This window comes from Streptomyces sp. NPDC097107 (genome assembly GCF_044762405.1).
Classification (GTDB): Bacteria; Actinomycetota; Actinomycetes; order Streptomycetales; family Streptomycetaceae; genus Streptomyces; species Streptomyces thinghirensis.
This window is the reverse complement of sequence record NZ_JBIWEF010000001.1, coordinates 143,542-164,297: the sequence shown is the minus strand read 5'-3', so window position 1 is coordinate 164,297 and position 20,756 is coordinate 143,542. Positions and strand designations below refer to the sequence as shown.

The following is a 20,756-nucleotide window of genomic DNA, read 5'->3' as shown; positions in this document are numbered from 1 at the left end:
TTCGTTTCATTATTTTACATAATCCGGCGCTGGGGGGGGGGGGGGGGGCCCCGCCCCCCCCACCCCGCCCGTCGCCGTTCGATCTACCCGTCGGTAGCATCCTGGTCATGGCAGACACGCAGCAGGTTGACACGAAGGCCGACCGGTGGGCCGAGCGCCGGGTGACCCGGCTGGCCGGGCGGATCGACTCCTTCTCCAAGGCGCACGGCGGCGCCGAGGGCCAGGTGGCCTACCTCGGTGAGCGCGGCGCCCGGATCGTGCTCGTCGGCGCGGACGGCGCCTGGGGCGACCTGGTCGCGCGCTCCTACGAGACGGCGCAGAAGGCCGTGGCGAAGTCCGGGATCACCGTCCACGAGGACTTCGACGGCGAGTTCGCGGCCAGGGTGGAGACCGGCCCCTACGAGTGGTCGCGCATGGCGGGCATCCAGGTGGGCGGCCCGAGCAACACCTGAGACCGGGTTCACCCGTTAGGACCGTAGGAGCCGTCAGGTTCACGAGCCGCAAGGCGCACGAGCCGCACGGCGCACGGTCCCATCACGGGGAGTCCGGATGATCGAAACGCCGTCCCTGGTGGACCAGTACTGCCACGGCGTCCTGAGAACGGAGCTGGGCCTCGGCACCTTCGAGGCCCGGCTGGCCCGCACCGAGGGACCGCCCGCGCCGGGCACCACCCTCTTCGACACCCAGACCGGCTTCGCGGTACGCCGCTGGTGCCCGCCCCTGCTGGGCCTGGAACCGCACTGCCCGCCCGCCCGGTATCTGGCCCGGCGCCGCGAGCTGGGCGTCATGGAGGCCGACCGCCGGCTGCTGCGCGGCAGCGGCATCACGACGTACCTGGTCGACGCGGGCCTGCCCGGCGACCTCACCGGCCCCGCCGAGATGGCGTCCGCCGCGGACGCGGACGCTCACGAGATCGTGCGCCTCGAACTGCTCGCCGAGCAGGTCGCCGACACCTCCGGCACCGTCGAGTCCTTCCTCGCCAACCTCGCCGAGGCCGTGCACGGCGCCGCCGCGAACGCGGTCGCCTTCACCTCGGTCGCGGGCGTGCGGCACGGCCTGGCGCTCGCGCCGGAACCGCCGGGCCCGGGCGAGGTGCGCGGCGCCGCCGCCCGCTGGCTGACCGGGCGCGAGGTCGGCGGTGAGCTGAGCGACCCGGTACTGCTGCGCCACCTGCTGTGGATCGCCGTCGCCTCGGGTCTGCCGCTCCAGCTGCACGCGGGCCTCGGCGAGCCCGGCCTGCGCATCGACCGCACCGACCCGGTCCTGCTGACGGACTTCGTACGGGCCACCGCCGGTCTCGGCACCGACCTGGTCCTGCTGCACGGCTACCCGTACCACCGCCACGCCGCCCACCTCGCCGGCGTCTTCCCGCACGTCTACGCCGACTCGGGCGCCGCCCTGGTGCGCACCGGCGCCCGGGCGGCGACGGTCCTCGCGGAGATCCTGGAGCTGGCCCCCTTCGGCAAGATCCTTTTCTCCAGCGGCGCCCAGGGCCTGCCCGAGCTGCACGTGGTCGCCGCCCGGCTGTTCCGCGAGGCCCTGGGACGGGTGCTGGGCACCTGGGTGGCCGAGGGGGCGTGGTCCCTGGGGGACGCGCAGCGGGTGGCGGGGATGATCGCTTCGGGGAACGCGGGGCGGGTGTACGGGCTGGAGTGAGGCGGGGAGACTGGGCCGATGCCGACCGACGCCCTGCTCGACCGCTTCCTCACGAGCCTTCGGCCTCTCACCCCCCTCGCCGTGTGGGCCCATGGCTCGCTGGCCGGCGGTGACTATCAGGAGGGCCGCAGCGACCTCGACCTGATCGCGGTGCTGGACCGCCCGGTGACGCTCCGCACGGCCTGGCGCCTGGGGCTGCTGCACGCCCGGCTCCGCGCCGAGCCGCTCGCCCCGAAGCTCCACTGCACCTATCTGTCGCCCGGCACTGTCGCGGACTCCGGGCGGCCGCACCTGACCTGGGCCCACGAAGAGCTCTGCAAGCGGCCGGTCACCCCGGTCACCCGGAGCGAACTCCACCGGTTCGGGCGGGTCCTGCACGGAGAAGCACCGAAGGAGCTGCTGCCGTCGGTGCCACAGGACGAACTCACCGAGTTCGTCGTGCGGGACCAGCGGGACTTCTGGCGGCCGGCCGTGCGCCGGGACGGGCTGTGGCGGCAGGACGTCTGGGTCGACCTGGGCCTGCTCACCTTCGCCCGCGCCACCGTCACGCTGCGGGACGGCGGCCTGATCTCCAAACGGCAGGCCCTCGCGGAACTCCGCGGCCTCGACGCACCCGACGAGGTCGTCGCGGACATCGAGGGACGGCGTTACGGGAACCCGGCACCGCCGACCACCGGCTGGACCGCCCGCAGGTGCGAGCTGACCCGGAGTTACCTGGGCCCGGCCATCGACACGCTGGTCGCCTCGTATTCCTGAGCCGGCGGCGCGGGCACCGGCTCCGCCGCCCGCACGCGCAGCGCCAGCAGCACCCTCAGCGCCGCGATCCACATCACGCACGAGCCGAACATGTGCAGGGCGACCAGGACCTCGGGCAGGTCGGTGAAGTACTGGACGTAGCCGATGGCCCCCTGCGCGAGCAGCACCAGGAACAGGTCGCGGGTGCGGGCCAGCGGGCCCTCGGGCGCGTCGACCGCCTTCAGGACGAACCACAGGGCGAACGTCAGCGTCACCACGACCCACGCCAGGACGGCGTGCACCTTGCTCACCGTCTCCCAGTCGAGCGGCATCCGGGGGACGTCGCTGGAGTCGCCCGCGTGCGGACCGGCCCCGGTGACCACCGTGCCGACCGCGATCAGCAGCACGGAGACGGCGATCAGTGCCCACACCAGCTGCTGGACGGCCTTGCCGACCAGGGGGCGCGGTGCCGCGTCGTCCTCCCGGGTGCGCTGCCACATCACGGTGGCGACGGCGATCAGCGCGGTCGACAGCAGGAAGTGGGCCGCGACGGTGTACGGGTTGAGGCCGACCAGGACCACGATGCCGCCGAGGATGGCGTTGCCCATCACGATCCAGAACTGCAGCCAGCCCAGCCGCGTCAAGCCACGCCGGTAGGGCTTCTGCGACCGCGCGGCGATGATCGCCCAGCCGACCGCGGCGCACAGCACGTAGGTCAGCAGGCGGTTGCCGAACTCGATGACGCCGTGGAAGCCCATCTCGCTGGTGGTGGTCAGCGAGTCGTCGGTGCACTTGGGCCAGGTCGGGCAGCCGAGGCCCGAGCCGGTCAGCCGCACGGCGCCGCCGGTGACGACGATGAGCACCGCCATGGTGAGCGCGGCGAGGGCCGCCCGGCGGACCGTCCGGGGCTCCGGGGTCCAGCGTGCGGCGATGAAGGCGAGCGGGTTGCGCACGGCGGCTGCGGCGTCGGCGCGGGTCACGTTTGGCACGCCGTCCATCGTAGGCGTCCGCTTGTGCACGCTTTCACTAGGGTCCCGTCTCCGGCCCGGGCGCCTACTCCCAGCGGAAGAACCTCCCGGCCGCCGCGAGCCCCACGACCGCCCACACGGCGAGGATCCCCAGGTCGCCCCAGGGCATCCCGGCCCCGTGCTGGAGGACGTCCCGCAGTCCGTCCGACAGGGCGGAGATCGGCAGCAGCCCCAGCACGCTCTGCGCCGCGTCCGGGAACTCGTCCAGCGGCACGATCACCCCGCCGCCCACGAGCAGCAGCAGGAAGACCAGGTTGGCGGCGGCCAGCGTGGCCTCCGCCTTCAGCGTGCCCGCCATCAGCAGCCCGAGCCCGGAGAAGGCGGCCGTGCCGAGGACCAGGAGCAGCAGCACGGCGAACGGGTTGCCGTGCGGCGACCAGCCCAGCGCGAAGGCGATCACCGTCAGCAGCACGATCTGGAGCACCTCGGTGACCAGCACGGACACCGTCTTCGCGGTCATCAGGGCCCAGCGCGGCAGCGGCGAGGCGGCCAGCCGCTTGAGCACGCCGTACCGGCGCTCGAAGCCGGTGCCGATGGCCTGCCCGGTGAACGCCGTCGACATCACGGCGAGCGCCAGGATGCCGGGCGCGAGGAAGTCCACGGCCTCGCCGGCGCCGGTGTCGATGATGTCCACGGAGCTGAACAGGACGAGCAGCAGCGTCGGGATGATCACCGTCAGCAGCAGCTGCTCGCCGTTGCGCAGCAGCATCTTCGTCTCGAGCAGGGCCTGGGTCGCGATCATGCGGCCGAGTGGCGCGGCACCGGGCTTCGGCGAGTACGTACCGGTGGTCGTCGTCATGAGCGCAACTCCTTGCCCGTCAGCTCCAGGCTGTGTCTTCCCGGGGGACGCCCCCCGGACCCCCGGCCGATCCCTGTGCGGGCCTGTGTCATGAGCGCAACTCCTTGCCCGTCAGCTCCAGGCTGTGTCTTCCCGGGGGACGACCCCCGGGCCCCCGGCCGATCCCTGTGCGGGCCTGCGTCATGAGCGCAACTCCTTGCCCGTCAGCTCCAGGCTGTGTCTTCCCGGGGGACGACCCCCGGACCCCCGGCCGATCCCTGTGCGGGCCTGCGTCATGAGCGCAACTCCTTGCCCGTCAGCTCCAGGAACACGTCCTCCAGGGTGTGCCGCTCCACCGAGATGCGGTCCGGCATCACCCCGTGCTGGGCGCACCAGGAGGTCACCGTGGCGAGCAGCTGGGGGTCGACCTTGCCGTTGACGCGGTAGGAGCCCGGGGTCAGCTCGGCGGCCGCGGAGTCCGCGGGCAGCGCCTTGAGCAGGGACGCGACGTCCAGCCCGGGCCGGCCGGAGAACCGCAGGGTGTTCTCGGCGCCGCCGCGGCACAGTTCCTCGGGCGAGCCCTGCGCGATGACCCGGCCGGCGTCGATGACGGCGACGTCGTCGGCCAGCTGCTCGGCCTCGTCCATGTGGTGCGTGGTGAGGATCACCGAGACGCCGTCGCCGCGCAGGTCCCGCACGAGGTCCCAGGTGGCACGGCGGGCCTGCGGGTCCAGGCCGGCGGTCGGCTCGTCCAGGAACACCAGCTCGGGGCGGCCGACCACGGCCATCGCCAGGGCGAGCCGCTGCTGCTGGCCGCCGGAGAGCCTGCGGTACGTCGTCCGGCCGCACGAGCCGAGACCGAGCCGCTCGATCAGCGCGTCGACGTCCAGCGGGTGGGCGTGCAGCTTCGCGACGTGGCGCAGCATCTCGTCCGCGCGGGCGCCGGAGTAGACGCCGCCGGACTGGAGCATCACGCCGATCCGGGGCCGCAGCTCGGAGCCCTGTCCCACCGGGTCGAGGCCCAGAACGCGCACTGTGCCGGAGTCGGGCCTGCGGTAACCCTCGCAGGCCTCGACGGTGGTCGTCTTGCCCGCCCCGTTGGGGCCGAGTACGGCGGTCACACCCGCCCGGGCCACCAGGTCGAGGCCGTCCACCGCGGTCTTCGTGCCGTACCGCTTCACCAGGGCCTGGACCTGGACCACGGGCTCGCTTCGCATGGGTCACGAGTCTAGGTAAGCGGCCGGGGGTTCAGGCGCGGGGGTGCGGGATCTCCTCCGAGGGGTGGGCGTGCGGGGCGCTCGTGGGGCCGGTGAACGCTTGCACACCGGGACGGCGTACGCCCGCTCAGAACCGTGTGCGGGCGGTCGCGGGGGTGGGCTCTCGGCACTGAGGCGGCTGTGTGTGGACGGCCGCGGGGGTGGGCTTACAGCGCTGCGGTAGCCGTTCGCGGCGGGCACGGGGGGTGGGCTTACAGCGCTGCGGTAGCCGTACGCGGCGGGGGCGGGGGTGGCCTACAGCGCTGAGGTGGCCCCTATGCGGTGGGCACGGGGGTGGGCTTTCGGCGCTGAGGTGGCCCGTACGCCGGTGGTCGCGGGGTTGCTGGGCTGTGCTTGTGGTGCGCAGGCGGGCACGGGGAACGGCGCTCATCGGCGTGCGGCGCTCAGGGCCCTTGAGCCGTCGCTCGCGGGGTGCGCGGGGCTCGCGAGGCCCCGCCCGGGCCGCTCACCGGTGCCGGCGCGGGCCGGCACGCGGACCGGCACGTCGTTCGAGGCCGGGCGTCCGGGCCGTCACTCACGGGGACGGTGCAGCGGCAGCCAGCGCTCCGCGTAGGCGACCGCGTCCGCCAGCGGGAACAGTCGCGTGACGGCCGCGCCGACCCGTCCCCGTACGACGGGCCGGTCCCGTTCGAAGTCGTGGCCCAGCTCGTCGAACCGGTCCGAGGTGATCGACACCTCGGTGACCCGTTCCCAGCCCACCGGTCCCGGCCGTCCCACCTCCACCAGCGGGGACGGAATGCGGTATTCGGCCAGGTGGAAGGCCGTGCACGCCTCGAAACCCGCGCCCAGCAGCAGCACCCGGGCGGCCAGCCGCTCCAGGGTCGCCAACGGACTGCGCTCACCCAGCCGGCAGTCGGTCGCGTGCCCCGCGACCACCTCGGCGGCGCGGGGGCCGAGGGCCGCGAAGGACGTCTGCGGGTGCGCGCTGCGCAGGGCGCCCGGCCAGGTGCGCACCGTCTCGGGGAGCACCCCGACCCCGCGCGAGGGCGTGATCAGCGGGTCGTAGGCGGGCATCGCGGTCCGGACCGTGTCCCACCACTCCTCGGGCACCGGCGGGCTCTGCCACAGGGCCGGATCCGAGAGGTCGCCGGTCTGGGTGGGGACCACCAGCGTGCCGTCCGGGCCGAGCGCGTCGAGCAGTCCCTCAACGACCGCGACCGGACCTCCGCAGACCCAGCCGAGGGAGCTGAGGGAGGAGTGCACGAGGAGAGTGTCGTCGGTCCGCACACCCAGCTCGCGCAGCCCGGCGGCGATCGTGCCGCGGGTGACGAGTGGGCCGGTGGGAGGGGGTGTGGGCATGCCGGGGAGTGTCCCGCAGGCCGGACCCGGGCGCCACCGGACTGATCGATCAAAGATCGTTTCCGCAGGTCAGGTTAGGGCTGCCTAAGTGACGCAGGGCACCGCACGAGATCCGGACGCGGCTTGCCGACCCCGGAGGAATTACGCAACAATGGCGTTGTGAAAAACGTTGGCGAGGCTCCGCAGGAGGAACTCGCGACCGGTGAGCGGTCCACCCGCAACCGTGTCGCGCGCTCCGTCCTGGACCACGGGCCGTCGACCGTCGCCGAGCTGGCCGGGCGTCTGGGCCTCACCCAGGCCGCCGTCCGGCGCCACCTCGACGCGCTGGTCGCCGACGATGTGGTCGAAGCCCGTGAGCAGCGGGTCTACGGCACGCGCACGCGCGGGCGACCCGCCAAGGTCTTCGCGCTCACCGACTGCGGCCGGGACGCCTTCGACCAGTCGTACGACAAGCTGGCCGCGGACGCCCTGCGCTGGATCGGCCGCCAGGAGGGCGGGGAGCAGGCGATCGCCGCCTTCGCCCGCGCCCGGATCGCCGCCCAGGGAAGCGCGTACCGCAAGGCGGTCGAGTCCGTCCCGCCCGAGAAGCGCACGGAAGCGCTGGCCAAGGCTCTGAGCGCGGACGGGTACGCTGCTACCGCGCGGAGCGCACCCCACCCCCAGCAGGGCGAGCAGCTGTGCCAGCACCACTGCCCGGTCGCCCACGTCGCAGAGCAGTTTCCGCAGCTGTGCGAGGCGGAGACGGAATTTTTCGCCGAGCTGCTCGGTACTCATGTACAGCGGCTCGCGACCATCGCGCACGGCGACGGGGTCTGCACCACGTTCATTCCGAAGACTTCGCATGCGCCGCCGCCCGCGGCGCAAGCGCCCACGAACACCGCTAACGCATCCGCAAGCACGGCCGGGAGGAACCCCGCATGACTCTCCCCACGGAGACTGCTCACCCTGAGCTCGAGGGCCTGGGCAAGTACGAATACGGCTGGGCCGACTCCGACACGGCCGGCGCCTCTGCCAAGCGCGGCATCAACGAGGACGTCGTCCGCGACATCTCGTCGAAGAAGAACGAGCCGGAGTGGATGACCAAGCTCCGCCTCAAGGGCCTGCGCCTCTTCGAGAAGAAGCCCATGCCGAACTGGGGCTCGGACCTGTCGGGCATCGACTTCGACAACATCAAGTACTTCGTGCGCTCCACGGAGAAGCAGGCGGAGTCCTGGGAGGACCTGCCCGAGGACATCAAGAACACGTACGACAAGCTCGGCATCCCCGAGGCGGAGAAGCAGCGCCTCGTCGCCGGTGTCGCGGCCCAGTACGAGTCCGAGGTCGTCTACCACCAGATCCGCGAGGACCTGGAGGAGCAGGGCGTCATCTTCCTGGACACCGACACGGCCCTGAAGGAGCACCCGGAGCTCTTCAAGGAGTACTTCGGGACCGTCATCCCCGTCGGCGACAACAAGTTCGCCTCGCTGAACAGCGCGGTGTGGTCCGGCGGCTCCTTCATCTACGTGCCGAAGGGCGTGCACGTCGAGATCCCGCTCCAGGCCTACTTCCGTATCAACACGGAGAACATGGGCCAGTTCGAGCGGACCCTGATCATCGTCGACGAGGGTGCCTACGTGCACTACGTCGAGGGCTGCACGGCTCCGATCTACAAGTCGGACTCGCTGCACTCCGCCGTGGTCGAGATCATCGTCAAGAAGAACGCCCGCTGCCGCTACACGACCATCCAGAACTGGTCGAACAACGTCTACAACCTGGTCACCAAGCGCGCCGTGGCGTACGAGGGCGCGACCATGGAGTGGATCGACGGCAACATCGGCTCCAAGGTGACGATGAAGTACCCGGCCGTCTACCTGATGGGCGAGCACGCCAAGGGCGAGACCCTGTCCATCGCCTTCGCGGGCGAGGGCCAGCACCAGGACGCCGGCTCCAAGATGGTCCACATGGCGCCCAACACGTCCTCCAACATCGTCTCCAAGTCCGTGGCGCGCGGCGGCGGGCGTACGTCCTACCGCGGTCTCGTCGAGATCGGCGAGGGCGCCCACGGCTCCAAGTCGAACGTGCTGTGCGACGCGCTGCTCGTCGACACCATCTCCCGCTCCGACACGTACCCCTACGTGGACGTCCGTGAGGACGACGTGTCCATGGGTCACGAGGCGACCGTCTCCAAGGTCTCCGAGGACCAGCTCTTCTACCTGATGAGCCGCGGTCTGAGCGAGTTCGAGGCGATGGCGATGATCGTGCGCGGCTTCGTCGAGCCGATCGCCAAGGAGCTGCCGATGGAGTACGCCCTCGAGCTCAACCGGCTGATCGAGCTGCAGATGGAAGGCGCGGTCGGTTAAGACCCGCCCCCGAAGCAGTCGCCAGATTTCTGACGTAGGAAGAGAGCAGACCGACAGCCATGGCTGAGGCTCAGAACATCCCCGTGGGGTCCACCACCGCGGGCCAGATCGCGGTGGCCGCCGAGTCGACCGTCGCCACGCGCATGAGCGCGCCCGCGTCCTTCGACGTGGCGGACTTCCCGGTCCCGCACGGCCGCGAGGAGGAGTGGCGGTTCACGCCGCTGGAGCGGCTGCGCGGGCTGCACGACGGCACCGCGGTCGCCACCGGCGACGGCGTGAAGGTCGACATCGACGCGCCCGAGGGCGTCGTCGTCGAGACCGTCGGCCGTGACGACGCGCGCATCGGCAGGGCCGGCACCCCGGTGGACCGGGTCGCCGCCCAGGCCTACTCGGCGTTCGAGAAGGCCGGCGTGCTCACCGTCCCCAAGGAGACGGTCCTCACCGAGCCGATCCGCATCGCCGTGCACGGCGAGGGTGGCACCGCCTACGCCCACCAGGTCGTCGAGCTGGGTGCCTTCGCCGAGGCCGTGGTCGTCATCGACCACACCGGTGACGCGGTGCTCGCCGCCAACGTCGAGTACGTCCTGGGCGACGGCGCCAAGCTGACCGTCGTCTCCGTCCAGGACTGGGACGACAAGGCCGTGCACGTCGGCCAGCACAACGCGCTGATCGGCCGGGACGCCACCTTCAAGTCCTTCGTGGTCACCTTCGGCGGCGACCTGGTCCGGCTGCACCCGCGCGTCGCCTACGCAGGCCCCGGCGGCGAGGCCGAGCTGTTCGGCCTGTACTTCACCGACCAGGGCCAGCACCAGGAGCACCGCCTCCTGGTCGACCACAACGTCCCGCACTGCAAGTCCAACGTCGTCTACAAGGGCGCGCTGCAGGGCGACGACGCGCACGCGGTCTGGATCGGCGACGTGCTCATCGAGGCCGCGGCCGAGGGCACCGACACGTACGAGATGAACCGCAACCTGGTCCTCACGGACGGCGCGCGGGTCGACTCGGTGCCGAACCTGGAGATCGAGACCGGCGAGATCGTCGGCGCCGGCCACGCCTCCGCCACCGGCCGCTTCGACGACGAGCAGCTCTTCTACCTGATGGCGCGCGGCATCCCCGAGATCGACGCCCGCCGCCTGGTGGTCCGCGGCTTCTTCGCCGAGCTGGTTCAGCAGATCGGTGTCGCGGACATCGAGGAGCGCCTGCTCGTCAAGATCGAAGAGGAGCTGGAGGCGTCGGTCGCATGACCTTCGTACGCGTCTGTGGAGCGGACGAGCTGGAGGAGGACACCCCGAAGCGGGTGGAACTCGACGGCACGCCGATCTCCGTCGTGCGCACCGAGGGCGAGCTGTTCGCGATCCATGACATCTGCTCGCACGCGAACGTCTCCCTCGCCGAGGGCGAGGTCGACGACTGCCACATCGAGTGCTGGCTGCACGGCTCGCGCTTCGATCTCCGTTCCGGCAAGCCCGACAGTCTTCCGGCGACGCGCCCCGTCCCCGTATACCCCGTAAAGATCGAAGGGGACGACGTGCTCGTCTCCCTCACCCAGGAGTCCTGAGGCACCCATGGCAACGCTTGAAATCCGAGACCTGCACGTCACCGTCGAGGCCGACAACGCCACGAAGGAGATCCTCAAGGGCGTCGACCTCACCGTGAAGCAGGGCGAGACGCACGCCATCATGGGCCCGAACGGCTCCGGCAAGTCGACCCTCGCCTACTCCCTCGCGGGTCACCCCAAGTACACGATCACCGGCGGCACCGTCACCCTCGACGGCGAGGACGTCCTGGAGATGTCCGTCGACGAGCGCGCCCGCGCCGGCCTGTTCCTCGCGATGCAGTACCCGGTCGAGGTCCCCGGCGTCTCGGTCTCCAACTTCCTGCGCACCTCCGCCACCGCCGTCCGCGGCGAGGCCCCCAAGCTGCGCCACTGGGTGAAGGAGGTCAAGGAGACCATGGAGCGCCTCAACATGGACCCCGCCTTCGCCGAGCGCAACGTCAACGAGGGCTTCTCCGGCGGTGAGAAGAAGCGCCACGAGATCCTCCAGCTGGAGCTGCTCAAGCCGAAGATCGCGATCCTCGACGAGACCGACTCCGGCCTCGACGTCGACGCCCTGCGCGTCGTCTCCGAGGGCGTCAACCGCGTCCACGAGTCGGGCGAGGTCGGCACCCTGCTGATCACCCACTACACGCGCATCCTGCGCTACATCAAGCCCGACCACGTCCACGTCTTCGCCAACGGCCGCATCGCCGAGTCGGGCGGCGCCGAGCTGGCCGACAAGCTGGAGGCCGAGGGCTACGAGGCATACACGAAGGGCGGCGCATCCGAGTGACACAGCTGCCGGGCCTCCTCGACACCGAGGCGATCCGCAAGGACTTTCCGATCCTGGACCGCCAGGTCCACGACGGGCGGAAGCTCGTGTACCTGGACAACGCGGCGACCAGCCAGAAGCCGCGTCAGGTGCTGGATGCGCTCAGCGAGTACTACGAGCGCTACAACGCCAACGTCCACCGTGGTGTGCACGTCCTCGCCGAGGAGGCCACGGCACTGTACGAGGGTGCGCGGGACAAGGTCGCGGAGTTCATCAACGCGCCCTCCCGCGACGAGGTGATCTTCACCAAGAACGCCTCGGAGTCGCTCAACCTGGTCGCGAACATGCTGGGCTGGGCCGACGACCCCTACCGCGTGGACTCCGACACCGAGATCGTCATCACGGAGATGGAGCACCACTCCAACATCGTGCCGTGGCAGCTGCTGGCGCAGCGCACCGGCGCGAAGCTCCGCTGGTTCGGCCTCACGGACGACGGCCGCCTGGACCTCTCGAACATCGAGGAGGTCATCACCGAGAAGACGAAGATCGTCTCCTTCGTGCTGGTCTCCAACATCCTGGGCACCCAGAACCCGGTCGAGGCGATCGTGCGCCGCGCCCAGGAGGTCGGCGCGCTCGTCTGCATCGACGCCTCCCAGGCCGCGCCGCACATGCCGATGGACGTACAGGCCCTCCAGGCCGACTTCGTGGCCTTCACCGGCCACAAGATGTGCGGGCCGACGGGCATCGGCGTCCTGTGGGGCCGCCAGGAGCTGCTGGAGGACCTCCCGCCCTTCCTCGGCGGCGGCGAGATGATCGAGACGGTCTCGATGCACTCCTCCACGTACGCTCCGGCTCCCCACAAGTTCGAGGCGGGCACGCCCCCGATCGCGCAGGCGGTCGGTCTGGGCGCGGCGATCGACTACCTCGACTCGATCGGCATGGACAAGATCCTCGCCCATGAGCACGCGCTGACCGAGTACGCGGTCAAGCGCCTGTTGGAGGTCCCGGACCTGCGCATCATCGGCCCGACGACGGCCGAGGAGCGCGGCGCGGCGATCAGCTTCGCGCTCGGCGACATCCACCCCCACGACGTGGGCCAGGTCCTCGACGAGCAGGGCATCGCGGTCCGGGTCGGCCACCACTGCGCCCGCCCCGTCTGCCTCCGCTACGGAATTCCTGCGACCACGCGAGCGTCGTTCTATCTGTACTCCACGCCGGCCGAGATCGACGCACTGGTCGACGGCCTGGAGCACGTACGGAACTTCTTCGGCTGACGGGACGAGCGAAGAGCATGAAGCTGGACTCCATGTACCAGGAAGTCATCCTGGACCACTACAAGAACCCGCACGGGCGTGGTCTGAGGGACGGCGACGCCGAGGTGCACCACGTCAACCCGACGTGCGGCGACGAGATCACGCTGCGCGTGAAGTACGACGGCACGACGATCAGTGACGTCAGCTACGAGGGCCAGGGCTGCTCGATCAGCCAGGCGAGCGCCTCCGTGCTGAACGACCTGCTGGTCGGCAAGGACCTTGCCCGGGCCCAGCGGATCCAGGAGACCTTCCTGGAGCTGATGCAGTCCAAGGGCAGGATCGAACCGGACGACGCGATGGAGGAGGTCCTGGAGGACGCGGTCGCGTTCGCCGGGGTCTCGAAGTACCCGGCCCGGGTCAAGTGCGCCCTGCTGAGCTGGATGGCCTGGAAGGACGCGACGGCCCAGGCACTGGACGGCGCCGACGCCGAGAAGGAGACGACGGCATGAGTGAGACCGTGGAAATGAAGCCGGCCTCCGAGGAGGAGGTCCGCGAGGCCCTGCTGGATGTCGTGGACCCCGAGCTGGGCATCGACGTCGTCAACCTGGGCCTGATCTACGGCGTCCACATCGACGACGCGAACATCGCGACCATCGACATGACCCTGACGTCGGCGGCCTGTCCGCTGACGGACGTGATCGAGGACCAGGCCAAGTCCGCCACGGACGGCATCGTCAACGAGCTGCGGATCAACTGGGTCTGGATGCCGCCGTGGGGCCCGGACAAGATCACGGACGACGGCCGCGAGCAGCTGCGCGCGCTCGGGTTCAACGTCTGAGACCCCGCCCGCCCCATCCACGAGAACGGCGACACCTTCGGGTGTCGCCGTTCTCGTGTACGCGCCCGCACCGTTATGTACGCTAGTACACATGGGATATCTGCTCCTGGCCGGAGCCATCGCCGCCGAGGTCGCCGGGACCACCGCCATGAAGTACAGCGAGGGCTTCAGCAGGCTGGTCCCCTCGCTGCTGACGGCGATCGGGTACGTGGTCTCCTTCGGGCTGCTCGCCCAGACCCTGAAGGTGCTGTCCGTCGGCACCGCGTACGCCATCTGGGCCGGGGTGGGCACGGCCGCCATCGCCGCGATCGGGGTGGCGTTCATGGGGGAGGGGATGACGCTCACCAAGGCCGCCGGCATCGCGCTGATCATCATCGGCGTCGTCGTCCTCAACCTGGGCGGCGCGCACTGATGTCCGGCCGCCGCTACGACCCCGAGCGACGTCAGCGCCTCATCGACGCGGCGATCCGGGTCGTCGGCCGCAAGGGCATCGCCGGCCTCAGCCACCGCACGGCCGCCGCCGAGGCCGACGTACCGCTGGGCTCGACGACCTACCACTTCGCGACCCTGGACGAACTCCTGATCGCCGCCCTGCGCCAGGCCAACGAGGGCTTCGCCAAGGTGGTCGCCGCGCACCCGGGCCTGTCCGACCCAGACGCCGACCTGCCCGGCGAACTGGCCCGCGTCCTCGGCGAGTGGCTGGGCGGCGACCGCACGGGCGTGGAGCTGGAGTACGAGCTGTACCTGGCCGCGCTGCGCCGCCCCGCCCTGCGCCCGGTGGCGGCGGAGTGGTGCGAGGGCGTAGCCGACCTGCTCGCTCTCCGTACGGACCCGCTCACGGCGCGGGCCCTGGTCGCGCTGATGGACGGTGTCTGCCTTCAGGTGCTGCTGACGGACAGGCCGTACGACGAGGAGTACACGCGGGAGGTGCTGGCGCGGGTGATCCCACCGGGCCGGTGACCGCGGGGCGAGACGCCCGAGGGGTCGGCTCGCTTCCGCGGGCGACGGCCGGTTAGGTTGCCCTCATGACCGACACGACTGCTCCCCGCACCACCGGCGCCGTGGCCGCCGGGCTTGCCACGATCGCCGCCGACGGCACCGTTCTCGACACCTGGTTCCCGGCCCCCGAACTGACCGCCGAGCCCGGCCCGTCCGGCACCGAGCGACTCTCCGCCGAACAGGCCGCCGAACTCCTCGGCGGCGGCGCGACCGCGGCGGTCGGTCCGGACGCCCGGCGTGGCGTCGAAGTGGTCGCGGTCCGCACGGTCATCTCCTCGCTGGACGAGAAGCCGGTCGACACGCACGACGTCTACCTGCGCCTGCACCTGCTCTCCCACCGCCTGGTCAAGCCGCACGGCCAGAGTCTGGACGGCGTCTTCGCCCACCTCGCCAACGTCGCCTGGACCTCGCTCGGCCCGGTCGCCGTCGACGACGTCGAGAAGGTCCGCCTCAACGCCCGCGCCGAGGGCCTGCACCTCCAGGTCACCTCGATCGACAAGTTCCCGCGGATGACGGACTACGTCGCTCCCAAGGGCGTCCGTATCGCCGACGCCGACCGCGTCCGCCTCGGCGCGCACCTCTCCGAGGGCACCACCGTCATGCACGAGGGCTTCGTCAACTTCAACGCGGGCACGCTCGGCACCTCCATGGTCGAGGGCCGCATCTCCGCGGGCGTCGTCGTCGGCGACGGCTCCGACATCGGCGGCGGCGCCTCCACCATGGGCACCCTCTCCGGCGGCGGCAACGTGCGCATCACCATCGGCGAGCGCTGCCTGGTCGGTGCCGAGGCAGGCGTCGGCATCGCCCTCGGCGACGAGTGCGTCGTCGAGGCCGGCCTCTACGTCACCGCCGGCACCCGCGTGACGATGCCCGACGGCCAGGTCGTCAAGGCCCGCGAACTCTCCGGCGCCTCGAACATCCTCTTCCGCCGCAACTCGGTCACGGGCACGGTCGAGGCCCGCCCGAACAACGCGGTGTGGGGCGGCCTGAACGACGTCCTGCACAGCCACAACTGACGCCGTAGAACGGTCGCCGACGGCCGAGCCGCCCTTCCGACGTGCCCCTGCCGGGCTGCCGGGAGGGCGGTCGCCGTTTCCGGGCGGGGGCTCCAGGGGTGTGTTCCGCCCACGTGATGACGGCGCGTGCTGCGTGCGCCCCCCGCACGTACGGATGACCTCCCGTGACCTTCCGGTGGTCTTGGCGGATGAACGGGTGGACGAAGTGTCCGATCAGACGCCGATCCGACGAAACGAGGGGCCTGGTATGACGAACGAGCGGGCGAGGACCGTGGCGCGTTGGCTGGCCGGGGCGGGCGCCGCGGTGCTGGTGTGCTGGGGCTCGGCGGGGGCCGCGCAGGCGGACGAGACCACCTCCGGTTCGCACAACGGTCCCCGGATCGGTCTCCTCAACGTCGACGTGGGGCAGATCGACGACCCGGCGGAGGACGTACTGGAGCACACGCTGCTGCTCGGGGACGGCTACACCTGGAGCTGATCGGAATCGGCGACCAGTTCCGTGTAGGCCGCCAGCAGCCTGTCGGTCGTCTCGCGGTCCGCGGGCCGCAGCGGTGCGCGGACCGGGCCCGCGGGCAGGTCCAGTGCCCCGAGCAGGGCCTTCGCGGTGACCGTGCCGGGCAGGCCCGCGGCCATCATCGCCTCGACGAGTGGGATCGCCTGCCGCTGGAGCAGGGCGGCCCGCCCGGTGTCGCCCGCGTCGAAGGCGTCGAGGACGGCGCGGAACAGGTCCGGCACGATGTTCGCGACCGTGCTGACGTACCCCGCCGCGCCGACCGCGTACAGGGCGAGGACCTGCTCGTCGCAGCCCGCGTAGTACGCCAGGTCCGTGCGGGACAGCACCTTCTGGGTGCCGAGGAGATCGTAGGAGCAGTCCTTCACGGCGACGATCCGCGGGTGGCCGGCGAGGCGGACGAGGGTGTCGGGTTCGATGCGGGTGCCGGTGCGCCCGGGGATGTCGTAGAGGACGAGGGGCACGCCGGAAGCGTCGGCGATCTCCCGGAAGTGTGCCTCGAGGGCGTCCTGCGGGGGCCTGCTGTAGTACGGCGTGACCACCAGCAGCCCGTCCGCGCCGGCCCTCTCCGCGGCCAGCGCCAGTTCCACCGTGTGCCGGGTGTCGGCGGTGCCCACTCCGGAGACGACCGACGCCCGTTCCCCCACGGCCTCCCGCACCGCCGTGACCAGCGCCGCCTTCTCGGCGTCCGTGGTGGTCGGCGACTCACCCGTGGTGCCGGACAGCACCAGGCCGTCACAGCCCCGTGACACCAGCCGGTCGGCGAGCCGCTGGGCGCCGGCGAGATCGAGCGCGCCGTCCTCGGTGAAGGGCGTGACCATGGCGCACAGGGCGCGGCCGAAGGGCGCGGGGGGTCGGGCGTCTGTCGTCATGTACGTAGTGTCGATGGGCAGATCGTGTAGCTCCACTTAAATTTGCTACAAGGTATCTGCAAGGAGTGCTGCGGGGTCGGCGCTGGGAGAGGGCAGGGGTAGTGCCGGTCGGCCATGGGTACCCGGGGTGCTCCGAACCGAGAGGAGGCGGAACCGTGACCGGGACCATGCACACCAGGCCTGTGCGCGACGAGCAGCAGCACTCCGTGGGCGAACTCGTCGGTCAGGCCACCGAACAGCTCTCCCGGCTCGTGCGCCAGGAAGTGGCCCTCGCCAAGATGGAGCTGGCCGAGAAGGGCAAGCGGGCCGGGCGTGGCGGCGGGATGCTGGGCGCCGCGGGCGCCATCGCGTACGTCGGGCTGTTCGCCCTGGCCGGAACGGCCACCGCCGCGCTCTCGCTGGCGCTGCCCGTCTGGGCCGCGGCGCTCATCGTGACGGCGGTGCTCTTCGTGATCGCGGGCGTACTGGCCATGATGGGCCGCGCACAGCTCCGCCGCGCCGTGCCCCCGAAACCCGAGGAGACCCTCGGCAGCGTCAGGGCCGACGTGGACCAGATCAGGGAAAGGGCGCATCGATGACCGACGCGACAAGCGGTGACGGCGCGAGGAGCGGCTCCACCGCACAGCCGATCGGCGGGGCCAAGGGGCCCGACGAGCTGCGGCGGCAGATCGAACAGACCCGCGGCCAGCTCGGCGACACCGTGGAGGAGCTGGCGGGGAAGGCGGATGTGAAGGGCCGCGCCAAGGCCCGGGCCGCCGACCTGAGGGACAAGGCCGGTGCCATGACCGTGCAGCTGCGCAGTTCCGCCGCGCAGGCCGGGCACACCGCGCAGGACAAGGCGAGCCGGGCCGGCCATACGGCGCAGGACAAGGCGGGCAGGGCCGGGCACACCGTGGAGCAGCGGGTGCCGGGACGGGCGCGCGGTGCGGTTCGGGCCGGGCTCGGGCATCCTCGCGCGGTGCTGATCGCCGGAGCGGCGGCGGGTGCGGTGGGCGCGGCGGGCGTGCTGTGGCGCCGGCACCGTCACGGGCGCTGCTGAGGGTGCGGGCGGGACGAGGGGCTCCGGGGGCGGGGCCCCTCGTCCCGCACGTCGGGGCGGCCCCGTGGCCCTCGGCGGGCGCTTGACCTGAACCTTGGTCGAGGTCGGAGAGTGGAGCGTGCACCCGCCGAACCGACCACTGGAGGCCGGCATGCCCCGCCGTACCGACGTACACCCCGACATCGCCCGTCCCGACGTCCGGGCCCCCTTCTTCAGTACCTGGCGGGTGGGCACGCCCGAGCGGCAGCGGCAGACGGTCGAGGCCACCGCCCGTACCTGGGAGCGCCGACCCTGGCCCACCGACGACCTGCTGGGCTACCACCTCTACACCGGCCACGACGGCAGCACCCTGCTGCACCACTCGCAGTGGGCGAGCGAGCAGGCGTACGAGGCTTTCGTGAAGACGCACCGGCAGGAGCGCGTCGACGAGGTCGACACCGCCGTGCCCGGCATCGAGCGGCTGGAGATCGGCAGGTACCGGCGCTACCGCAGCGACACCCGCGAGGACGGGCCGGCGCCCGACCCGGGCTGCATCGTGATCGTCGACGTCGAGTTCGAGGGCCCCGGCCCCGAGCGGCAGCGCGCCTGGGTGGACGCCGTCCTCGAGGCACTGGCGAGCGAGCCGGAGCCGCACCCCGGCGGCATCTCCGCCCACTTCCACCTCAGCACCGACGGCACCCGCGTCCTCAACTACGCCGAGTGGGAGAGCGCCCAGGCCCACATCGACGCCCTCGCCGCACCGGGCGACGGCGTCGGCTCGGCGCCGGCCCAGTGGGAGCGGGTGCGCAACTGGCCGGGCCTGAAGCGCAGTACGGTCAACCGCTACGACCACGCCCTCGGCCTCGTACCCCGCTGAGCCCGCTCCCGCCGGCCGCCGGTTACGGACGGAACCGCAGCACCTGCGGGTCGTGGTCGCTGATCTGGTCGTGGAACTCGGCGTTGACGTGCACGCTGTCGTACGACAGGCGCCCGCCCCACCGGATCGACGGGCTGACCAGGATCTGGTCGAGGACCTGGCTGTTGCCCTGGTAGACGTACGAGTAACGCTCGCTCCGCGGCAGCGACTTGACCGCCGACCACAGGGCGCCGTCGTCCTCCAGGATGCGCGTGGTCCTGGAGAACTCGAAGTCGTTGATGTCGCCGAGGGCTATGACGTCCGCGTTCTTCTGAGTGGAGAGGACGTCCTTGACGAAGGTGTTCACGGCCTTCGCCTGGAGGTGGCGCTGCGTCTCCGAGCCGCGCGCGGGAGGCTGGTACTGGGCGGACAGGCTCTGGTCGCCGCCCTTGGAGTTGAAGTGGTTGGCGATGACCAGGACGGTGCGGCCGCGGAAGACGAACTCGCCGGCCAGCGGCTTGCGGCTGTCGTCCCAGGCGGGGTTCGCCGGGTCCACGCGGCCGGGGGAGTGGGTGAGCGCCGCCCTGCCGCGCACCTTCGTCACCCCGGTCGCGGTGGTCGCGTCGCCGGCCCCGCGGTCGGTGAAGGAGACCCGCTCCGGGTTGAACAGGAACGCCTGGCGGATGTTGCCGCCGGGCTGGCCGCCGTCCTCGCCGTCGACCGGGTCGATGCCGCGCCAGTCGTAGCGCGGGCCGCCGGCCGCGACGATCGCGTCGGTCAGCTTGCCGACCGTCGCGTCGGCGGCCACCGTGCCGTCGTCCGTGGCGCCGCTGTTGTCCTGGATCTCCTCCAGGGACACGATGTCGGGCGACGCGAGGTTGTGCACGATGGCGTCGGCGTGCGCGGCGAAGGTCTCGTCGGACGGGTCGAGGTTTTCGACGTTGTACGTCGCCACCGCCAGCTCGCGACTGCTCTGCCGGCGCGTCGACTCGCGCTCCGTGCCCCCGCTCTCCAGCGCGCCGATCTCGCTCGCGACCAGCGTGTAGCCGCCGTACTGGTTGTAGTCCAGCGGGCCCGCGGTGGTGCCGGCGAGGGTGTCGCCCACGTTGGCGTCGGGGAAGTCGGCCGGCTTGCCCAGGGACTGGATCTGCAGCCGGCCGGTGTTCTGGGAGTCGTAGGAGCCGTACACCGTGCCGCCTCGGCGGTTGGCGTTCTCCCAGGGCTTCACCGTGACCCACAGCTCCGTGTACGGGTCGGAGGCGCCGACCACGCGGGCGTCGGCGACCCGGACGTTCATGCCTTCCAGGGACTCGTAGTGGTCCAGGGCGTACTTCGCCGGCCGCAGCGGCAGGCCGTTGACCGAGCCGTTCGCGGCCTCGTCGCCCTCGGGGGCGTACGCGCGCGGCACGGTGCGGGCGGAGACGGTCGTCGCGGCCGGGACCTCGTTGCCGCTGGAGACGACCGTGAACACCGGGCGGGTGATCTCGGTCAGCGACTGGTTCCCGGAGGAGGTGCCGCCGGGGACGTACTCCGAGACCGTGCCGGAGACGGTGACCGCGTCACCGACGGCGACGCCCTTCGGCGTGGAGCCGGTGTAGACGAAGACGCCCTCGCTGGTGGCCGGGTCGGCGTCCGGCCGCGGATCCTGGATCCAGAAACCTCTGGAGGAGCCGTAGCCGCGGACGCCGGTGACGATTCCGGCCACGTCCGTGACCTGCTCGCCGGCGTACGGCGACAGCCGGGTGCTGCCCTGGATGTCGTGGACGCGCACGGAGTCGGCGTGCGCGGGCGAGGTGAGGACGATCGTGGACGCCGCCGAGCAGACTGCGGCGACGGTGAGCGCGGCGAGGCGCGCGGAGGACTTGCTGGCCAACGTGATCCCTCCGGGGACGTGAGAGCGCCGGGACGAGGGTGGGGCGATGGGTGCGGCGCGACGGGACGAGGGTGGCAGGCGAGGGGCGGCAGGGCACAC

At 71.5% G+C, this 20,756-nt stretch carries 24 protein-coding genes; 18 read left to right on the top strand and 6 right to left on the bottom strand.

Features of this window, described 5'->3' with window-relative positions; genetic code table 11:
- Nucleotides 1-107 precede the first annotated feature (107 nt).
- The 3 genes from ACIQ1J_RS00830 to ACIQ1J_RS00820 all read left to right on the top strand — a co-directional run bounded on the left by ACIQ1J_RS00830 (nucleotide 108) and on the right by ACIQ1J_RS00820 (nucleotide 2,412).
- A complete protein-coding gene (locus ACIQ1J_RS00830; protein ID WP_403552929.1) occupies nucleotides 108-452 on the top strand; it encodes a hypothetical protein in 345 nt (114 codons plus the stop codon).
- A gap of 97 nt (nucleotides 453-549) precedes the next feature.
- Nucleotides 550-1,656 (top strand): amidohydrolase family protein, encoded by a 1,107-nt coding sequence (locus ACIQ1J_RS00825; protein WP_121746405.1) that lies wholly within the window; start codon nucleotides 550-552, stop codon nucleotides 1,654-1,656.
- An 18-nt stretch (nucleotides 1,657-1,674) separates the two neighbouring features.
- Entirely contained in the window at nucleotides 1,675-2,412 is a 738-nt protein-coding gene (locus ACIQ1J_RS00820; protein ID WP_403552927.1) for a nucleotidyltransferase domain-containing protein, read from the top strand.
- Here the strand turns inward: ACIQ1J_RS00820 and ACIQ1J_RS00815 are convergent.
- From ACIQ1J_RS00815 to ACIQ1J_RS00800, 4 genes are all read right to left on the bottom strand, one after another.
- Nucleotides 2,367-3,389: a heme A synthase gene (locus tag ACIQ1J_RS00815; RefSeq protein ID WP_403552925.1), complete on the bottom strand. Its 1,023-nt coding sequence runs from the start codon at nucleotides 3,387-3,389 to the stop codon at nucleotides 2,367-2,369. The genes ACIQ1J_RS00820 and ACIQ1J_RS00815 overlap by 46 nt on opposite strands.
- A 55-nt stretch (nucleotides 3,390-3,444) precedes the next feature.
- On the bottom strand, nucleotides 3,445-4,218 hold the full coding sequence (locus ACIQ1J_RS00810) for an ABC transporter permease (RefSeq protein ID WP_210963241.1): 774 nt from the start codon (nucleotides 4,216-4,218) through the stop codon (nucleotides 3,445-3,447).
- Nucleotides 4,219-4,490: 272 nt separating this feature from the next.
- Nucleotides 4,491-5,414, bottom strand: a complete 924-nt coding sequence (locus ACIQ1J_RS00805) for an ABC transporter ATP-binding protein (protein ID WP_210963242.1) — start codon at nucleotides 5,412-5,414, stop codon at nucleotides 4,491-4,493.
- Nucleotides 5,415-5,984: 570 nt separating this feature from the next.
- Nucleotides 5,985-6,773, bottom strand: coding sequence for an aminoglycoside N(3)-acetyltransferase (locus tag ACIQ1J_RS00800; protein ID WP_403552922.1), 789 nt, complete (start codon nucleotides 6,771-6,773; stop codon nucleotides 5,985-5,987).
- Between the two features lie 159 nt (nucleotides 6,774-6,932).
- Here ACIQ1J_RS00800 and ACIQ1J_RS00795 point away from each other — a divergent pair, with 159 nt between their 5' ends.
- From ACIQ1J_RS00795 to ACIQ1J_RS00740, 12 genes are all read left to right on the top strand, one after another.
- On the top strand, nucleotides 6,933-7,694 hold the full coding sequence (locus ACIQ1J_RS00795; RefSeq protein WP_210963244.1) for a metalloregulator ArsR/SmtB family transcription factor: 762 nt from the start codon (nucleotides 6,933-6,935) through the stop codon (nucleotides 7,692-7,694).
- Entirely contained in the window at nucleotides 7,691-9,112 is a 1,422-nt protein-coding gene (sufB, locus tag ACIQ1J_RS00790) for a Fe-S cluster assembly protein SufB (protein ID WP_121746398.1), read from the top strand. The genes ACIQ1J_RS00795 and sufB overlap by 4 nt, the downstream gene beginning before the upstream one ends.
- Before the next feature lie 59 nt (nucleotides 9,113-9,171).
- A complete protein-coding gene (sufD, locus tag ACIQ1J_RS00785) occupies nucleotides 9,172-10,356 on the top strand; it encodes a Fe-S cluster assembly protein SufD (protein ID WP_403552919.1) in 1,185 nt (394 codons plus the stop codon).
- Nucleotides 10,353-10,670, top strand: a complete 318-nt coding sequence (locus ACIQ1J_RS00780) for a non-heme iron oxygenase ferredoxin subunit (RefSeq protein ID WP_003976896.1) — start codon at nucleotides 10,353-10,355, stop codon at nucleotides 10,668-10,670. The genes sufD and ACIQ1J_RS00780 overlap by 4 nt, the downstream gene beginning before the upstream one ends.
- Nucleotides 10,671-10,677: 7 nt before the next feature.
- Nucleotides 10,678-11,442 carry a Fe-S cluster assembly ATPase SufC gene (sufC, locus tag ACIQ1J_RS00775; protein WP_403552917.1) on the top strand — a complete coding sequence of 255 codons (765 nt, stop codon included), beginning with the start codon at nucleotides 10,678-10,680 and terminating at the stop codon, nucleotides 11,440-11,442.
- Nucleotides 11,439-12,695: a cysteine desulfurase gene (locus tag ACIQ1J_RS00770; protein WP_121746394.1), complete on the top strand. Its 1,257-nt coding sequence runs from the start codon at nucleotides 11,439-11,441 to the stop codon at nucleotides 12,693-12,695. Before sufC ends, ACIQ1J_RS00770 begins: the two co-directional genes overlap by 4 nt.
- 17 nt (nucleotides 12,696-12,712) lie before the next feature.
- Nucleotides 12,713-13,183 (top strand): Fe-S cluster assembly sulfur transfer protein SufU, encoded by a 471-nt coding sequence (gene sufU / locus ACIQ1J_RS00765; RefSeq protein ID WP_403552915.1) that lies wholly within the window; start codon nucleotides 12,713-12,715, stop codon nucleotides 13,181-13,183.
- Nucleotides 13,180-13,512, top strand: coding sequence for a metal-sulfur cluster assembly factor (locus tag ACIQ1J_RS00760; RefSeq protein ID WP_055416328.1), 333 nt, complete (start codon nucleotides 13,180-13,182; stop codon nucleotides 13,510-13,512). Before sufU ends, ACIQ1J_RS00760 begins: the two co-directional genes overlap by 4 nt.
- Nucleotides 13,513-13,603: 91 nt before the next feature.
- Nucleotides 13,604-13,924: a DMT family transporter gene (locus ACIQ1J_RS00755; protein WP_403552913.1), complete on the top strand. Its 321-nt coding sequence runs from the start codon at nucleotides 13,604-13,606 to the stop codon at nucleotides 13,922-13,924.
- Complete coding sequence (locus tag ACIQ1J_RS00750; protein ID WP_403552911.1) at nucleotides 13,924-14,472, top strand: TetR/AcrR family transcriptional regulator; 549 nt, start codon at nucleotides 13,924-13,926, stop codon at nucleotides 14,470-14,472. Before ACIQ1J_RS00755 ends, ACIQ1J_RS00750 begins: the two co-directional genes overlap by 1 nt.
- A 65-nt stretch (nucleotides 14,473-14,537) precedes the next feature.
- Nucleotides 14,538-15,527 (top strand): 2,3,4,5-tetrahydropyridine-2,6-dicarboxylate N-succinyltransferase, encoded by a 990-nt coding sequence (gene dapD / locus ACIQ1J_RS00745; RefSeq protein WP_210963251.1) that lies wholly within the window; start codon nucleotides 14,538-14,540, stop codon nucleotides 15,525-15,527.
- A 247-nt stretch (nucleotides 15,528-15,774) separates the two neighbouring features.
- Complete coding sequence (locus tag ACIQ1J_RS00740; RefSeq protein ID WP_210963264.1) at nucleotides 15,775-16,005, top strand: hypothetical protein; 231 nt, start codon at nucleotides 15,775-15,777, stop codon at nucleotides 16,003-16,005.
- On the opposite strand, the gene dapA is transcribed toward ACIQ1J_RS00740, so the two are convergent.
- Complete coding sequence (gene dapA / locus ACIQ1J_RS00735) at nucleotides 15,990-16,910, bottom strand: 4-hydroxy-tetrahydrodipicolinate synthase (RefSeq protein ID WP_403552908.1); 921 nt, start codon at nucleotides 16,908-16,910, stop codon at nucleotides 15,990-15,992. The two genes, ACIQ1J_RS00740 and dapA, sit on opposite strands and share 16 nt — an antisense overlap.
- 155 nt (nucleotides 16,911-17,065) lie before the next feature.
- Between dapA and ACIQ1J_RS00730 the strand changes: the two genes are divergently transcribed.
- From ACIQ1J_RS00730 to ACIQ1J_RS00720, 3 genes are all read left to right on the top strand, one after another.
- Nucleotides 17,066-17,488 carry a phage holin family protein gene (locus ACIQ1J_RS00730; protein WP_210963266.1) on the top strand — a complete coding sequence of 141 codons (423 nt, stop codon included), beginning with the start codon at nucleotides 17,066-17,068 and terminating at the stop codon, nucleotides 17,486-17,488.
- On the top strand, nucleotides 17,485-17,949 hold the full coding sequence (locus tag ACIQ1J_RS00725; RefSeq protein WP_403552906.1) for a DUF3618 domain-containing protein: 465 nt from the start codon (nucleotides 17,485-17,487) through the stop codon (nucleotides 17,947-17,949). Before ACIQ1J_RS00730 ends, ACIQ1J_RS00725 begins: the two co-directional genes overlap by 4 nt.
- A 151-nt stretch (nucleotides 17,950-18,100) precedes the next feature.
- On the top strand, nucleotides 18,101-18,805 hold the full coding sequence (locus ACIQ1J_RS00720) for an antibiotic biosynthesis monooxygenase (RefSeq protein WP_403552904.1): 705 nt from the start codon (nucleotides 18,101-18,103) through the stop codon (nucleotides 18,803-18,805).
- Nucleotides 18,806-18,827: 22 nt separating this feature from the next.
- On the opposite strand, the gene ACIQ1J_RS00715 is transcribed toward ACIQ1J_RS00720, so the two are convergent.
- Nucleotides 18,828-20,657 (bottom strand): endonuclease/exonuclease/phosphatase family protein, encoded by a 1,830-nt coding sequence (locus ACIQ1J_RS00715; RefSeq protein WP_403552902.1) that lies wholly within the window; start codon nucleotides 20,655-20,657, stop codon nucleotides 18,828-18,830.
- Between the last annotated feature and the right edge of the window lie 99 nt (nucleotides 20,658-20,756).

Bases quoted from the DNA above. Each gene is read 5' to 3' on its own strand.
- ACIQ1J_RS00830 (WP_403552929.1), top strand. From the start codon at position 108: ATGGCAGACACGCAGCAGGTTGACACGAAGGCCGACCGGTGGGCCGAG.
- ACIQ1J_RS00825 (WP_121746405.1), top strand. From the start codon at position 550: ATGATCGAAACGCCGTCCCTGGTGGACCAGTACTGCCACGGCGTCCTG.
- ACIQ1J_RS00820 (WP_403552927.1), top strand. From the start codon at position 1,675: ATGCCGACCGACGCCCTGCTCGACCGCTTCCTCACGAGCCTTCGGCCT.
- ACIQ1J_RS00815 (WP_403552925.1), bottom strand. From the start codon at position 3,389: ATGGACGGCGTGCCAAACGTGACCCGCGCCGACGCCGCAGCCGCCGTG.
- ACIQ1J_RS00810 (WP_210963241.1), bottom strand. From the start codon at position 4,218: ATGACGACGACCACCGGTACGTACTCGCCGAAGCCCGGTGCCGCGCCA.
- ACIQ1J_RS00805 (WP_210963242.1), bottom strand. From the start codon at position 5,414: ATGCGAAGCGAGCCCGTGGTCCAGGTCCAGGCCCTGGTGAAGCGGTAC.
- ACIQ1J_RS00800 (WP_403552922.1), bottom strand. From the start codon at position 6,773: ATGCCCACACCCCCTCCCACCGGCCCACTCGTCACCCGCGGCACGATC.
- sufB (WP_121746398.1), top strand. From the start codon at position 7,691: ATGACTCTCCCCACGGAGACTGCTCACCCTGAGCTCGAGGGCCTGGGC.
- sufD (WP_403552919.1), top strand. From the start codon at position 9,172: ATGGCTGAGGCTCAGAACATCCCCGTGGGGTCCACCACCGCGGGCCAG.
- ACIQ1J_RS00780 (WP_003976896.1), top strand. From the start codon at position 10,353: ATGACCTTCGTACGCGTCTGTGGAGCGGACGAGCTGGAGGAGGACACC.
- sufC (WP_403552917.1), top strand. From the start codon at position 10,678: ATGGCAACGCTTGAAATCCGAGACCTGCACGTCACCGTCGAGGCCGAC.
- sufU (WP_403552915.1), top strand. From the start codon at position 12,713: ATGAAGCTGGACTCCATGTACCAGGAAGTCATCCTGGACCACTACAAG.
- ACIQ1J_RS00760 (WP_055416328.1), top strand. From the start codon at position 13,180: ATGAGTGAGACCGTGGAAATGAAGCCGGCCTCCGAGGAGGAGGTCCGC.
- ACIQ1J_RS00755 (WP_403552913.1), top strand. From the start codon at position 13,604: ATGGGATATCTGCTCCTGGCCGGAGCCATCGCCGCCGAGGTCGCCGGG.
- ACIQ1J_RS00750 (WP_403552911.1), top strand. From the start codon at position 13,924: ATGTCCGGCCGCCGCTACGACCCCGAGCGACGTCAGCGCCTCATCGAC.
- dapD (WP_210963251.1), top strand. From the start codon at position 14,538: ATGACCGACACGACTGCTCCCCGCACCACCGGCGCCGTGGCCGCCGGG.
- ACIQ1J_RS00740 (WP_210963264.1), top strand. From the start codon at position 15,775: ATGACGAACGAGCGGGCGAGGACCGTGGCGCGTTGGCTGGCCGGGGCG.
- dapA (WP_403552908.1), bottom strand. From the start codon at position 16,910: ATGACGACAGACGCCCGACCCCCCGCGCCCTTCGGCCGCGCCCTGTGC.
- ACIQ1J_RS00725 (WP_403552906.1), top strand. From the start codon at position 17,485: ATGACCGACGCGACAAGCGGTGACGGCGCGAGGAGCGGCTCCACCGCA.
- ACIQ1J_RS00720 (WP_403552904.1), top strand. From the start codon at position 18,101: ATGCCCCGCCGTACCGACGTACACCCCGACATCGCCCGTCCCGACGTC.